General features: G+C 37.1%; 13 protein-coding genes, 1 tRNA gene and 2 riboswitches. Of the genes, 3 read left to right on the top strand and 11 right to left on the bottom strand.

Features of this window, described 5'->3' with window-relative positions; translation table 11 throughout:
- Positions 1 to 537: 537 nt before the first annotated feature.
- From ACIGHG_RS25300 to groES, 5 genes are all read right to left on the bottom strand, one after another.
- Positions 538 to 1,863 carry an NCS2 family permease gene (locus tag ACIGHG_RS25300; protein ID WP_336474679.1) on the bottom strand — a complete coding sequence of 442 codons (1,326 nt, stop codon included), beginning with the start codon at positions 1,861 to 1,863 and terminating at the stop codon, positions 538 to 540.
- 130 nt (positions 1,864 to 1,993) lie between these two features.
- Positions 1,994 to 2,096, bottom strand: a riboswitch (purine riboswitch).
- 160 nt (positions 2,097 to 2,256) lie between these two features.
- Positions 2,257 to 3,795: a glutamine-hydrolyzing GMP synthase gene (gene guaA / locus ACIGHG_RS25295; protein WP_396551199.1), complete on the bottom strand. Its 1,539-nt coding sequence runs from the start codon at positions 3,793 to 3,795 to the stop codon at positions 2,257 to 2,259.
- Positions 3,796 to 3,946: 151 nt separating this feature from the next.
- Positions 3,947 to 4,048, bottom strand: a riboswitch (purine riboswitch).
- A 236-nt stretch (positions 4,049 to 4,284) separates the two neighbouring features.
- Positions 4,285 to 4,572 (bottom strand): hypothetical protein, encoded by a 288-nt coding sequence (locus tag ACIGHG_RS25290; protein WP_396551197.1) that lies wholly within the window; start codon positions 4,570 to 4,572, stop codon positions 4,285 to 4,287.
- Between the two features lie 238 nt (positions 4,573 to 4,810).
- Positions 4,811 to 6,445, bottom strand: coding sequence for a chaperonin GroEL (gene groL / locus ACIGHG_RS25285; protein ID WP_396551196.1), 1,635 nt, complete (start codon positions 6,443 to 6,445; stop codon positions 4,811 to 4,813).
- Between the two features lie 38 nt (positions 6,446 to 6,483).
- The gene (gene groES / locus ACIGHG_RS25280) at positions 6,484 to 6,768 is read right to left on the bottom strand and encodes a co-chaperone GroES (protein WP_020063193.1); all 285 of its coding nucleotides are present in this window, start codon (positions 6,766 to 6,768) and stop codon (positions 6,484 to 6,486) included.
- A gap of 343 nt (positions 6,769 to 7,111) precedes the next feature.
- Between groES and ACIGHG_RS25275 the strand changes: the two genes are divergently transcribed.
- The gene (locus ACIGHG_RS25275; protein ID WP_336474681.1) at positions 7,112 to 7,840 is read left to right on the top strand and encodes a CPBP family intramembrane glutamic endopeptidase; all 729 of its coding nucleotides are present in this window, start codon (positions 7,112 to 7,114) and stop codon (positions 7,838 to 7,840) included.
- Positions 7,841 to 7,842: 2 nt separating this feature from the next.
- A complete protein-coding gene (locus ACIGHG_RS25270) occupies positions 7,843 to 8,040 on the top strand; it encodes a YdiK family protein (protein WP_090920187.1) in 198 nt (65 codons plus the stop codon).
- Positions 8,041 to 8,066: 26 nt separating this feature from the next.
- On the opposite strand, the gene ACIGHG_RS25265 is transcribed toward ACIGHG_RS25270, so the two are convergent.
- Complete coding sequence (locus tag ACIGHG_RS25265) at positions 8,067 to 8,696, bottom strand: redox-sensing transcriptional repressor Rex (protein WP_090920184.1); 630 nt, start codon at positions 8,694 to 8,696, stop codon at positions 8,067 to 8,069.
- A gap of 183 nt (positions 8,697 to 8,879) precedes the next feature.
- Between ACIGHG_RS25265 and ACIGHG_RS25260 the strand changes: the two genes are divergently transcribed.
- Positions 8,880 to 10,805: an ABC transporter ATP-binding protein gene (locus tag ACIGHG_RS25260; RefSeq protein WP_336474682.1), complete on the top strand. Its 1,926-nt coding sequence runs from the start codon at positions 8,880 to 8,882 to the stop codon at positions 10,803 to 10,805.
- Positions 10,806 to 11,151: 346 nt separating this feature from the next.
- Here the strand turns inward: ACIGHG_RS25260 and tsaD are convergent, their stop codons facing one another.
- The 5 genes from tsaD to ACIGHG_RS25235 form a co-directional block, all read right to left on the bottom strand.
- Entirely contained in the window at positions 11,152 to 12,168 is a 1,017-nt protein-coding gene (gene tsaD, locus ACIGHG_RS25255) for a tRNA (adenosine(37)-N6)-threonylcarbamoyltransferase complex transferase subunit TsaD (RefSeq protein WP_090920178.1), read from the bottom strand.
- Positions 12,168 to 12,611 (bottom strand): ribosomal protein S18-alanine N-acetyltransferase, encoded by a 444-nt coding sequence (gene rimI, locus ACIGHG_RS25250; protein ID WP_090920175.1) that lies wholly within the window; start codon positions 12,609 to 12,611, stop codon positions 12,168 to 12,170. Before rimI ends, tsaD begins: the two co-directional genes overlap by 1 nt.
- An 11-nt stretch (positions 12,612 to 12,622) precedes the next feature.
- Positions 12,623 to 13,315, bottom strand: a complete 693-nt coding sequence (gene tsaB / locus ACIGHG_RS25245) for a tRNA (adenosine(37)-N6)-threonylcarbamoyltransferase complex dimerization subunit type 1 TsaB (RefSeq protein ID WP_336474683.1) — start codon at positions 13,313 to 13,315, stop codon at positions 12,623 to 12,625.
- Positions 13,296 to 13,769, bottom strand: a complete 474-nt coding sequence (gene tsaE, locus ACIGHG_RS25240) for a tRNA (adenosine(37)-N6)-threonylcarbamoyltransferase complex ATPase subunit type 1 TsaE (protein WP_090920168.1) — start codon at positions 13,767 to 13,769, stop codon at positions 13,296 to 13,298. Before tsaE ends, tsaB begins: the two co-directional genes overlap by 20 nt.
- A 190-nt stretch (positions 13,770 to 13,959) precedes the next feature.
- Positions 13,960 to 14,035: transfer RNA gene (locus ACIGHG_RS25235), tRNA-Asp, on the bottom strand.
- Between the last annotated feature and the right edge of the window lie 15 nt (positions 14,036 to 14,050).

Below are 14,050 nucleotides of genomic sequence, written 5' to 3'. Positions count from 1 at the left end.
TGAGCCAGGATCAAACTCTCCAATAAAGTTTGTCTAGCATCATAAATAAAAATTGACGTTTCACGTTGTTTGTTTCGTTCAGTTTTCAAAGAACTTGTTTGCCGCCTGGTTGCGACTTCCTTATGTTAACATCTTTGTTTTTCGATGTCAACTAAGTTTTTTATTTCGTTTTCGCTTTCTGCTCTGTTGCAGCAGCGACTCGTATAATACTACACCCTTTTATATTAAACGTCAATATATTTTTCTAACAAAATATAAAAAGGTTCATTTCCCATCAATAAGCCTTTTGTTTTCCTCCACCCTTTTAATATAAGCCCCTGCTATGCACAGCCTGACGCTCTCATCACCCCTAAAAAGAAAAGGGCTTTTATAGCGGTTTTGCAACTTATCTATATCCCAAGTTATTTTCTTTATATAACTTATACAACTTTCATCTATATCAAGTTACGAAATATCCGCAAATCAACTGAACCTTCCATATTTTTATTATAACAAAAAGGACTAGGCATCTCCTCCTAGTCCTTTCAAAAAACCCCTTTATTTACGAACATACATGAAATAGAGTACAAACAAAATTGCCATGACATACATAATCGGATGAACTTCTTTTCTTCGTCCTTTTACAACCATTGTAATTGGATAGAAGATAAATCCAATTGCAATACCCGTTGCGATACTGTATGTAAGCGGCATTGCAATAATTGTAAAAAATGCCGGTACTGCCGTTTCGAATTTCTTCCAATCAATTTCCCCTAATGATGAGACCATCAAAACCCCTACAATAATTAAAGCCGGTGCCGTTACAGATGGTGTTACTACACTTAATAACGGTGAAAAGAAAAGTGCTAATAAGAAAAATCCTCCTGTTACAACGGCTGTAAATCCAGAGCGTCCTCCTACTGCTACCCCTGCAGAGGATTCAATATAAGACGTCGTTGTTGATGTACCAAGTATTGCTCCGATTACAGTTGCAATTGCATCAGAGAACAATGCTTTCCTCGCACGTGGTAATTTATTATCTTTCATTAAGCCCGCTTGATTCGCAACCGCTACAAGCGTTCCTGCTGTATCAAAGAAATCGATAAAAAAGAAAGTTAAAATAACAATGAGCATCTTAGCAGTAAAAATATCTCCAAGATGTTGAAGAGCAACTCCGAATGTCGGTGTTAAGCTTGGAACTGCACCAACAATCGACTTTGGTGTATCAATTAGCCCTGTTGCTACACCAACAATTGCTGTAAGCACCATCCCAAAGAATACTGCCCCATTAACGTTTCTTGTCATTAAAATAACGATTACAACTACACCAAAGATAGCAAGTAATGTCGTCCCTTTCGTTAAATCACCTAAACCAACAAGCACAGCATCATTATTTACAATAATCCCCGCATTTTGAAAACCAAGAAATGCGATGAACAACCCAATTCCAGCTGCTACTGCAAACTTTAATTCTGTTGGAATTGCGTTAATGATTTTTTCACGAAGGCCGGAAGCTGTAAGAAAAATAAACATAATACCTGATACTAGTGTTCCAGCAATCGCCGTTTGCCACGGAATCCCCATTGTTAATACGGCTGTGTAAGCAAAGAAAGCATTAATCCCCATTCCCGGCGCTAGTGCGATTGGATACTTTGCAAAAATCCCCATGATTAATGATCCAATTGCCGCTGCTAAAGCTGTAGCAACAAACACTGCTCCCGGATCCATTCCGGTCCCTGCCGGCAATCCCTTAACATGTCCCAGCGATAGTGTAGCGGGATTAACAAACAATACATATGCCATAGATAAAAATGTTGTTAATCCTGCAATGAACTCTGTTTTGTAATTTGTGCCGAGCTCATCGAACTGAAAATAACGTTTCATCTTATGTTTCCCCCGTTATATAATTGCTCGTCGCACTCCTTACTAGCCCCTCTTTTATCTTTAAAAATAAAAAAGGCTTCCAATGCATTATACATGGAAGCGTCCGTAAACAAAGGCAAGTATCCCTTACCCTTATATCAAAACGCCTCGTAGTCAAGCCATTTACGGTAGCAAGGTAGAAACTTTCGGGCCATATTCCCGATATTATACGACGGCTAAAATATTCACTTTTATTATTGATTACATATTCATACTAACTCATATACAGATAAGTGTCAATTCAAAAACGAACGTTTTTTAATCAAATTTATTTTTCGTTCGTATAAAACACAAAAAAGATCCATCTACACATAAAGGCATAGATGGATCGTCTTCTATATCATGAAATTCAATTTATTCCCACTCAATTGTTGCTGGTGGCTTAGAAGTAATATCATACACGATACGGTTAACGTGTTTTACTTCGTTTACGATACGTACAGAGATTTTCTCTAATACATCCCAAGGGATACGTGCCCAGTCAGCTGTCATACCATCGATTGATGTTACTGCACGAATACCTACTGTGTAATCATACGTACGCTCGTCACCCATAACACCTACGCTGCGCATACCAGGAAGTGCAGTGAAATATTGCCAAACTTCACGATCTAAACCAGCTTTTTTGATTTCTTCACGTAAAATTGCATCAGATTCACGAACAATTTCTAATTTCTCTTCTGTAATTTCGCCTAGTACACGGATACCAAGTCCTGGACCTGGGAAAGGTTGACGCCATACGATTTCATCAGGAATTCCTAGTTCTGATCCTAATTCACGTACTTCGTCTTTAAATAACGTATTTAAAGGCTCGATTAACTTAAACTGCATATCTTCTGGAAGTCCACCAACGTTATGGTGAGATTTAATTGTTTGCGCAGTCGCTGTACCACTTTCAATAATATCTGTGTACAGTGTACCTTGTGCTAAGAAGTCCATTCCTTCTAATTTAGAAGCTTCGTCATCGAATACATAAATAAATTCATTACCGATGATTTTACGTTTTTGTTCCGGATCTTCAACACCTGCTAATTTGCTCATGAAGCGTTCTTGTGCATCCACCTTAATAACGTTCATGTGGAAGCCTTCGCTAAATGTTTTCATAACCCCTTCAGCTTCTCCTTTACGAAGTAAGCCATGGTCAACGAAAATACACGTTAATTGGTCCCCGATTGCTTTATGAATTAATACAGCTACAACAGAAGAGTCTACACCGCCGCTAAGCGCACATAATACTTTCTTGTCGCCAACTGTTTCACGAATCTTTTCTAATTCTACTTCAATAAAGTTCTCCATATTCCAGCCTTCAGTACAACCACAAACACCGAATACAAAGTTCTTAATTAAATCATTACCGTGCTCAGAGTGACGCACTTCTGGGTGGAATTGTACGCCGTATAAGTTTTGTGCTTCGTTGCTCATACCAGCAATTGGACAAGAGTCACTTGTTGAATCTACTACGAAACCTTCTGGTAAGCCTGTTACTAAGTCACCATGGCTCATCCAAACAACTTGCTCTTCTGGAAGATTTGTATATAATTTCGATTGGTTCTCTACTTTTACTACCGCTTTTCCATACTCACGATGGTCTGCACGTTCTACTTTTCCACCAAAGTGCTTTGTCATTAATTGCATGCCGTAGCAAATACCGAAGATCGGTAAGCCTAAATCAAAGATTTTCTCATCGCAGTGGAATGCACTTTCGCCATATACACTGTTTGGTCCACCAGAGAAGATAATCCCTTTTGGATTCATCGCTTTAATTTCTTCTGCTGTAATTGTATGTGGATGAAGTTCACTATACACGCCAAATTCACGAATGCGACGCGCAATTAACTGGTTATACTGACTTCCAAAATCTAAAACGATAATCGTATCGTGCTGTTTCTTCAAAATAATCACCCCATAGTTCTGTATATAAACATTTTCACCAATTTGGTAAAAACAATTACCAATATAATAAAAAAAGCCAGTCCCCTGCCCTCAGTCTCATAACAAAGAAAAGGCAGGAGTCTAGCTTTATAAAGGAGTTTGTTCCTTATAAATATAGACACACTGCCTTCATAGTCAGGTTGTTTACGGTAACCCGGTAGAGACTCTCAATCCGTATTATTGAGGATATATGAAGGAACGTTTAATATTATCTTTCTAGATTCTAACAATGAAACGTGAATACGGTCAAGAGAGAAAGCGACAAAATTCTACAGAAATTATTTCCCTATATAGTGAAACGTCCTTCTGTTATTCATTCAAAGCCCTTGTGATTATATTGCAATCCGTAACCTGCACCGTGTAATTGGTCTCTTACAAGGTCATAAAATTTCGTGCCGTATTAACAATTACCCTTATTACAAACTTGGCTTTTCCGAAATGATATTTTATTCATCGCCAACGCCATGCAATAGTTGTGTCTTCTATATGAATAGCAGGAATGGCTATCCCTAAGTATTTCTCTTCATTTTCGTCAAAAACAGACCAATTCTCCTCATTCAAAAAATTAGGGTCTATACTGTCAAAATCAAATGTACTTTCTTCATTAACCATTTCACGAAAATATTCTTCATAAGGTTTGCTATTTTCATTTAAATGTATAGTGCCATACATCCACGGTGCATCAGTAAAAATATCTATAATTTCGCCTAACTCAATGTCTTTGAAATATAATTTCATATATACACCTTCTTATTCATGAATTTCGAAAGAATTCCAAGAACTTTACTAACTTAAAAAATACTACCTACTACCATAACACGCCCGAAATTGTTCTATCTAGCCATGAATACTCGTCCCCCTATATCTTGATAAGCAAACTTTAAAAGTACAAAAAAGACTACCTCCTTTACTTAGGAAGTAGTCTTCTTCTTACTAACTATTTATACATTGAACAGCTTCTCAAAATGAGGGCTTATTACATCATGCCGCCCATACCGCCCATGCCCATGCCGCCCATGTCAGGCATTGCAGGTGCATTTGGTTCTGGTTTGTCAGCAACAACTGCTTCAGTTGTTAAGAACATTGCTGCAACAGATGCTGCGTTTTGAAGAGCAGAACGAGTTACTTTCGTTGGATCTACGATACCAGACTCAAGCATATTTACCCATTCGCCTGTTGCTGCGTTGAAACCAACGCCAACTTTTTCGCCTTTTAAGCGCTCTACAACTACAGAGCCTTCTAAACCAGCGTTCACTGCGATTTGACGAACTGGTTCTTCTAACGCCCGAAGCACAATGTTAATACCTGTAGCTTCGTCACCAGTTGCTTCAAGGTTAGCTACTTTGCTGTATACATTCATAAGTGCAGTACCACCACCAGCAACAATACCTTCTTCTACTGCTGCACGAGTTGAGTTAAGTGCATCTTCAATGCGAAGTTTGCGCTCTTTCAATTCAGTTTCAGTAGCCGCACCTACTTTAATTACAGCTACGCCACCTGCTAATTTAGCAAGACGTTCTTGTAATTTTTCACGATCGAATTCAGAAGTTGTTTCTTCTAGCTGTGCACGGATTTGACCAATGCGAGCTTCGATTTGTTCTGCGTTTCCTATACCTTCAACAATTGTTGTATTTTCTTTTGTTACAACAACTTTGCCAGCACGGCCTAAAGATGCGATAGTTGCAGATTTTAAATCACGACCTAGCTCTTCTGTAATTACTTCTCCGCCAGTTAAGATCGCAATATCTTCTAACATCGCTTTACGACGATCACCGAAGCCAGGAGCTTTAACAGCTACTACATTGAACGTACCGCGAAGTTTATTTACTACCAATGTAGCTAATGCTTCGCCTTCTACGTCTTCAGAGATGATAAGAAGTGGTTTACCTTGTTGTACCACTTGCTCTAATACTGGTAAGATTTCTTGAATGCTAGAAACCTTTTTATCTGTAATTAAGATAAATGGGTTATCAAGAACTGCTTCCATTTTATCAGAATCAGTAATCATGTAAGGAGAAGCATATCCACGGTCAAACTGCATACCTTCTACTACATCTAATTCTGTTGTGAACCCTTTAGATTCTTCTAATGTAATAACGCCGTCGTTACCAACACGTTCCATTGCTTCTGCAATTAATTGGCCTACTTCTTCATCATCAGCAGAAATAGCAGCTACTTGTGCGATAGAAGATTTACCTTCGATTGGTTTAGAAATCTCTTTTAATTCTTTAATCGCTGCTGTAACAGCTTTTTCAATACCTTTACGAAGACCCATTGGGTTCGCACCAGCTGTTACGTTCTTTAAACCTTCACGAATCATTGCTTGCGCTAATACAGTTGCAGTTGTCGTTCCATCACCAGCTACATCATTTGTTTTGCTAGCAACTTCTGCAACTAGTTTTGCACCCATATTTTCAAATGCATCTTCTAATTCGATTTCTTTTGCAATTGTTACGCCGTCATTTGTAATAAGCGGAGAACCGAATTTTTTCTCAAGTACAACGTTGCGACCTTTTGGTCCAAGCGTAACTTTTACTGCGTTTGCAAGAGTGTCGACACCGCGAAGCATCGAACGACGTGCTTCTTCACTAAATTTAATATCTTTTGCCATAATATTTGACCCCCTTGAATTTTTAAAGATTTATATAATTAACCGATAATTGCTAAAATGTCGCTTTCACGTAAAATTAAGTATTCTGTACCTTCGTATTTCACTTCAGTACCTGCATATTTTGAGAAGATGATACGATCTCCTGTAGCTACATCTAAAGCAACACGCTCACCATTTTCAAGCACACGACCAGTACCAACTGCCACTACTTTACCTTCTTGTGGTTTTTCTTTTGCAGTGTCTGGTAGTACGATACCACTTGCTGTTTTTTCTTCTGCTTGAACAAGTTCAATTATAACGCGATCACCTAATGGCTTTAGCATGAACAACAACCTCCTCAATTTATTATGTAAATTTTATGTTTATTAGCACTCTAATACCTTGAGTGCTAACACACTTATTATAATAAAGAATCTCATTTTCTTTTGCAAGTGAAAAAATCGTAATTTTTCGGAAAACTATTCCACCCCCTCCCCAACTTGTTTAAAAACTTTTATGATTTACTTAATAATTACATAAGGGAAAACTGCAAAGAATCCATTTTTAGATTCCGTCGTTTTTTCATCTTCTCCTATGTTACAATAAGAAAGATGCCATAATTTGTTTTCTCTATGGATAGGGCATTTTCCTTTTTCTTTACAAAAAATTCAAAAAGGAGTTACGAAATTGAAGAGACAATATTGGTGGGTTATTGTTACATATATTTTGATGCAACTATCAGGGATAATTGGAGGATGGATCCTTCTAAAAAGCGGAGTATACAATAATGGACATCGGACCTTTGAACAAAAAGTTCAACTGGCAACTGCACACTGGGGACTGATTAGCTTCTTTATTGCTCTTATCATTATCCTTATGTTACTACGCAATGATACACAATCAGAAAAATGGGAGCGTGGAAAAACAAATATTCTTGCTACGATAGGATGGATTATTTTAGGAGTTTTTCTTGCTTTATTCGCCCAAGTAATTGCCGGCACAATTGAAACACAAGTTTTTAAAATTAAAGCTGAATCAGAAAATACACAAAACATTATCGAAATTATAAAAGCTGCTCCATTATTTATGATTGTTTCATCTATATTCGCTCCCATTCTTGAGGAAATTGTATTTAGAAAAATTCTATTTGGAACACTATATAAACGATATAACTTCTTTATCGCAGCGATCGTGAGCTCGCTTATATTTGCTCTCATTCATTTTGACCCTACACATTTATTAGTGTATATTTCCATGGGGCTTGTTTTTTCATTTTTATACGTACAAACAAAACGAATTATTGTCCCAATTATGGCTCATGTTATGATGAATACAAACGTTATGTTAATTACATTTGTACTTCGTCCATATCTAGAAAAAGCTGAAAAATTGCAAGGATTCATCGGAGGATTTTAAACATGCGAAATTCACCATTTGTTATGGCAACTTTGTATTTTCTTCTAGGGTGTATTTTTACATACTTAGCAATTACAAGTGTTCAAGATACAATTTGGAACTTTTACACACTATTGCTTGCCGTAATGGCAACGATTGATTTTAATTTTGCACTTCGCCTTCTTTTTTCTAAACCGAAAAAAGATAGTAAGAAGAAATAATAAAAACGCAGGAAATTCCTGCGTTTTTATTGTGGATAATTTTTCAAAAAGTACACGAGCGTTTGTAATTCTACTGCTAAATCAATATGATGAATTCGAATATGTTCTAATATGTTTAATCTAGCAGGTGTAAAGTTTAAAACACCCTGTATGCTCGTATGCGATAAGCGATCTGCTACAGATTGTGCAACAGAAGCAGGCACTGTTAATATTGCCACTTTTATATCATCTGATAATCTCTCTTCTAATTCATCCAGATGATATACTGGAATCCCTCCGATTTCTTTCCCAACTTTCTCTTCATCAACGTCAAATGCCATCTCAATTTTTGTATTATTATTTTTTGTAAAATTGTAATGTAAGAAAGCCGTACCTAAGTTACCTACCCCAATTAATGCTACGCGTGTTACATCATCTTGATCAAGTGTTTCGCGGAAAAACGACAATAAATAATTCACATTATAACCATATCCCTTTTTCCCTAATGCCCCAAAGTATGAAAAATCTCGTCGAATCGTCGCTGAATCTACTTTCACCGCTTCACTTAATTCTGCAGATGATACGCGTTGCTTACCAGATAACGATAAGTTTTGGATAAATCGATAGTATAGAGGCAATCTTTTGGCAGTCGCCTGCGGAATTTTAGGCTGCTCCATGCAACCCCCTCCTCTCTTCCTATCTGTTCAAGTGATTGAAACATATACAGAAGTTTAGCATTGAAACTTTTCCTTGTATAATAGAGAGAGAATTTCTCTATTTATGTTCAACTATACACTATTTTTAGTATGATTGAGAAATATAATCATGGCAAAGTTAAGAAATTATTTGAGGTGAAAACATTGATTTTACTACAAGTGAATAACCTTTCCAAGCTGTATGCCGCTGAAGTCATTCTTTCAAACATTAAGTTAGAAGTACAGACGCGTGATCGCATTGCACTTGTCGGGCGTAACGGCGCTGGAAAGTCTACATTATTAAAGATTATTGCAGGAGAATTATCCCATGACGGCGGAGAAATTATAAAACCGAAAGATGTATCTATCGGTTACTTAGCACAGCATACTGGTCTTGAAACATCGTTAACGATTTGGGATGAAATGCTAACAGTATTCCTCCACTTACAGCGCATGGAGAAAGAACTCCGCAGGTTAGAACAAGAAATGGGAAAAGAAGAAAATTTCACAAATGAAACTATTTACGAAAAACTATTAGCAGAGTATGATCGCCTACAATTAGATTATAAAAATGAAGGCGGCTATCAATACGAAGCTGATATTCGCTCTGTTTTAGGTGGACTTGGTTTTCCTTCCGAAACACACGAAGCGACAATCTCCACATTAAGCGGCGGACAAAAAACTCGTTTAGCTCTTGGTAAGTTATTATTAACAAAACCAGATTTACTTATTTTAGATGAGCCAACCAACCATTTAGATATCGATACATTAACGTGGCTGGAGCAATATTTACAAGGTTATCCTGGTGCTATTTTAATCGTTTCACACGATCGATACTTTCTAGATAGACTTGTAACGCAAGTATATGAAATTTCTAATAAACAAAGTCGAAAGTACACAGGAAACTACAGTAAATACTTAGAACTTAAAGCGGCGCTATATGAACAAGAAATAAAACGTTACGAGAAACAGCAAGAAGAAGTAACAAAATTACAAGACTTTATCCAAAAAAATATTACTCGTGCTTCCACAACAAAACGGGCGCAAAGCCGCCGAAAACAATTAGATCGTATGGAACTTATGGAAAAACCAATCGGTGATACAAAATCTGCTTCTTTCCACTTTGATATCGATAAACAAAGCGGTAATGATGTATTACAAGTAAAAGATGTTACCATTGGTTATAATAACGAGCCAATTATTCAAAACATTCATTTCCAATTAACAAGAGGCGATAGTGTTGCACTTGTTGGCCCAAACGGAATTGGAAAATCTACTTTATTAAAATCTCTTGTGGATAAACTTCGTCCTTTAAACGGTAATATTTCGTTTGGTTCCAACGTTTCTATCGGATATTATGACCAAGAACAAGCAAACTTAACATCATCAAAACGTGTATTAGACGAGCTTTGGGACGATTACCCGATGCAACCAGAAAAAGAAATTCGCACAGTACTTGGAAACTTTTTATTTTCTGGTGACGATGTTCTAAAGCCTGTTTCTTCTTTAAGCGGTGGACAAAAAGCACGTTTAGCTCTTGCAAAACTTATGATGAAAAAATCAAACGTACTTATTTTAGATGAGCCGACCAACCATCTGGATTTAAGTAGCAAAGAAATTTTAGAAAATGCGCTCATTGATTTTCCAGGAACTATTTTATTTGTTTCCCATGACCGCTATTTCATTAACCGCATTGCCACAAAAGTGATTGAGTTGTCCCAGGGCGGAGCAGCGGAATACCTAGGTGATTATGATTATTATGTAGAAAAGAAAAATGAAATGCTAGAACGGGCAGAACTCGAAGAACAAGAAACAAATAAACCTGTACAAAAACAAGTGGCACAAGAAAAATTAAATTATATTGAAGAAAAAGAACGTAAAAAGCAAGAACGCCAACGTATGCGTAGAGTTGAAGAACTAGAAGAAAATATCGCGACAATTGAAGAACAAATCATGGCATTAGAAGAACAACTTTGTCTTCCAGAAGTATATGCTGATTACGAAAAAGCCAGTGATATTACAACAGAAAAACAAACACTTCAAGAACAATTAGAAACATGTATGGAAGAATGGGAAGAATTACAACTGTGAAAAGGTTAGTGGTTACACTGACCTTTTTATTTATCCCGCTATTCGTGGCGGTAAGACCCTCAATGATGGAAATTTCACTTTATCCACAGTATTATTCACATATTGATCTTTATATTTTCAAGATAAATATAAGTTTTCCACATTATCCACAAGAATAATAATATTTACCCACAATTTATACTCACAAAAAAACCTATATTATCAACAGATAATATAGGTTTTATCCACAGGTTGTGGTTAATTCTGTGTATAAAATTACATCTTTTATCAAAAAGAATTTCTCTATCCACAACTAATAGTTTATGTTTACGTCCTCTTACATGCAAAAACGTGAAACTTACCATTATTATGATTCAATATCTAAACCAGGGTTTGCATTTAACGCTAACGTCGCTCTCTTTCCTTGCTCATATGCAATCGTACCGGCTGCAGCAATCATAGCAGCATTATCTGTACATAAAGATAACGGTGGAATGATAAGTTCAACATCTTCTTTCTTTTCAAACTCTTCCTCTAAACGAGCCCGTAATCCTTTATTTGCCGCTACTCCGCCAGCAAGAAGCACTTGCTTTACACCATACTCTTCTGTTGCTCTTATTGTTTTTGTTACTAAGACATCAATTACACTTGCCTGGAAACTTGCAGCTAAATCTTCAGGGGTAAGTTCTTCTCCGCGCTGCTTTGCGTTATGCACAGTGTTAATAACCGCGGATTTTAAACCACTAAAACTAAAATCATAAGAATCTGGTTCAAGCCATGCACGAGGTAAATCGATTGTCGGCTCTCCTTCATGAGCAAGACGATCAATGTGCGGCCCACCTGGATACGGCAATGATAATGTACGTGCCACCTTATCGTATGCTTCTCCTGCAGCATCGTCTCTTGTTTCACCAATTACTTCAAATGAACCATGCTCTTTCATATAAACAAGCTCTGTATGTCCACCAGATACAACGAGAGACAATAATGGAAACTGCAGTTCTTGTACTAAGCGATTCGCATAAATGTGTCCCGCAATATGGTGCACCCCAACTAGAGGGATATTATGTGCAAAAGCTACTGCTTTTGCTGCATTCACACCGATTAACAACGCCCCAACAAGACCTGGTCCTTCCGTAACCGCAATTGCATCAATATCCTCAAACGTAATTTGCGCTTCTTTTAATGCTTCTTCTAACACAACCGTCATTTGTTCTACGTGGTGACGAGATGCAATTTCTGGAACAACCCCGCCAAAACGTTTATGGCTTTCAATTTGTGAAGCTACAATGTTCGCCAAAATTTCTCGTCCATTTTTTACAACTGCTACAGCTGTTTCATCACAGCTAGTTTCAATACCCAATATAATTGTATCTTTTTTCATCATAAGTTCACCCACATTACAAGACCATCTTCATAATTGTCTGTATAGTATCTTTTACGGATTCCGCCATTTTGAAAACCAAATTTTCGATATAACTTTTTCGCAACTTCATTTGAAACACGGACTTCAAGCGTCATCGTATTTCCCCCAAGAGCTCTTGCTTTGTTCATTACTTCTTGTAATAACGCTTCTCCAAGCCTTTGACCGCGGTATTGTGGTAATACCGCAATGTTCGTAATATGTGATTCATCAAGAATAATCCAAAGCCCGCAATAACCTAGAATTCCTTCCTCTGTTTCCATTACAACGTAGTGTGCATACTCATTCATTTTTAATTCTCGTTCAAATGCTTCGGCAGTCCAAGGAATCGCAAATGAAGCTTCTTCAATCGCAACAATTTGTGAAATATCCTCTTCCTTCATATTTCTGAATGTAATATTCATTCATAAGACCCCTATTTCTTTTGACTTTCTAACCATTTTGCCTCTGCTTCTGCCAAACGAAGGTAACTCGGAACGAATGTATGCACAGGTTGTTCTTCTTTCTGTAAACCTAAGAAAGCTAATTCACTTGGACGTGGATTATGTTTCGTCATTGGAGCAAATACAGCTTGATCTCCTAAATGTTCTACAATTGTATCTTTATGCTGTTCTACATCATTCCCGATAAATAAAACAGATTCTCCCATCCTTTTTAACATTTGTAACCAATCGGCAATGAGAATAATACGATCCTCTTCCACAGATTGCAACTCTTGTTCTCTATATGTATACAATCCTGTATAAATTTGCTGACGACGACCATCAAATAACGGACAAATGTATCCTTGGAAATTCATTCCGTTTGCTGCCAGCACTTCTAAACTTGATACACCAACAATTGGAATTTGTAATGACCAAGCTAATGTTTTCGCTACTGTTACACCAATACGAACACCTGTATAAGAGCCCGGACCAGCTGCGACAACGATTTTATTTAATTCTTTTGGCTCCACATTACATTCTTGTAAAAGTTTCTCTACTGCTGGCATCAGACGCACAGAATGGTTTTTAGTTAAATTTGTAATGACTTCTCCCACAACAGTATTTCCATCAATAAGAGAAACTCCCATTACATAGTTAGAAGTATCAATTGCTAGTACTTTCATTTTGTAATAGCTCCTCACATAATCTAATATAACGTTCTCCGCTCGGCTCTAATACAATTTTTCTTGTACTATCCCCCGTGTGGAATAAACTAATTTTTAAAAGTGAAGGTGGTAAAAAAGCCTCTATTAAATGTGCCCATTCCACCACTGTTACACCTTCACCATAAAAATATTCATCAAACCCTAAATCTTCTTCGCTCTCCGCTAGGCGGTATACATCCATATGATACAGCGGTAATCGTCCTTTATATTCTTTAATAATATTAAATGTCGGGCTATTTACAACACGTTTCACACCAAGACCTTTTGCAAGACCTTTTGTAAATGTTGTCTTACCTGCACCTAAGTCTCCTTCTAAAATGAAAACATCCTGCGCCTCAACTAATTGTCCAAGCTTTTCTGATAAATTCTGCGTTTCTTCTGAAGACATTGTCGTTATTTCATATTTATTCAAAGGTTTCACCTACCTTACTGTTAGTATTCTCTGCTTTTTATTATACAGATTTTTTATTTTTGTTTCAGTTTCAAATATATAAAAAAGACCTTAGGAGTTGTCCTAAGGATAAGATTGACTGTCTTATAAGTTTAATTAGAGTAAATAAAAAAACACGAAACATATTGTTTCGTTCTTTATTTTATATAAATGGCGGTCCCGACCGGGGTCGAACCGGCGATCTCCTGCGTGACAGGCAGGCATGTTAACCACTACACCACGGGACCATTTGGTTGCGGGGA

Origin of the sequence: Bacillus sp. NPDC077411, from assembly GCF_044543425.1 — a bacterium.
Taxonomy (GTDB): domain Bacteria; phylum Bacillota; class Bacilli; order Bacillales; family Bacillaceae_G; genus Bacillus_A; species Bacillus_A bruguierae.
This window is presented reverse-complemented; position numbering and strand designations above follow the sequence as displayed.

Excerpts from the sequence above, each read along its gene's own strand:
- rimI (WP_090920175.1), bottom strand. The coding sequence starts at position 12,611 with ATGAATATTACATTCAGAAATATGAAGGAAGAGGATATTTCACAAATT.
- tsaD (WP_090920178.1), bottom strand. The coding sequence starts at position 12,168 with ATGAAAAAAGATACAATTATATTGGGTATTGAAACTAGCTGTGATGAA.
- ACIGHG_RS25265 (WP_090920184.1), bottom strand. The coding sequence starts at position 8,696 with ATGGAGCAGCCTAAAATTCCGCAGGCGACTGCCAAAAGATTGCCTCTA.
- ACIGHG_RS25270 (WP_090920187.1), top strand. The coding sequence starts at position 7,843 with ATGCGAAATTCACCATTTGTTATGGCAACTTTGTATTTTCTTCTAGGG.
- groES (WP_020063193.1), bottom strand. The coding sequence starts at position 6,768 with ATGCTAAAGCCATTAGGTGATCGCGTTATAATTGAACTTGTTCAAGCA.
- ACIGHG_RS25290 (WP_396551197.1), bottom strand. The coding sequence starts at position 4,572 with ATGAAATTATATTTCAAAGACATTGAGTTAGGCGAAATTATAGATATT.
- tsaB (WP_336474683.1), bottom strand. The coding sequence starts at position 13,315 with ATGAAAGTACTAGCAATTGATACTTCTAACTATGTAATGGGAGTTTCT.
- groL (WP_396551196.1), bottom strand. The coding sequence starts at position 6,445 with ATGGCAAAAGATATTAAATTTAGTGAAGAAGCACGTCGTTCGATGCTT.
- ACIGHG_RS25300 (WP_336474679.1), bottom strand. The coding sequence starts at position 1,863 with ATGAAACGTTATTTTCAGTTCGATGAGCTCGGCACAAATTACAAAACA.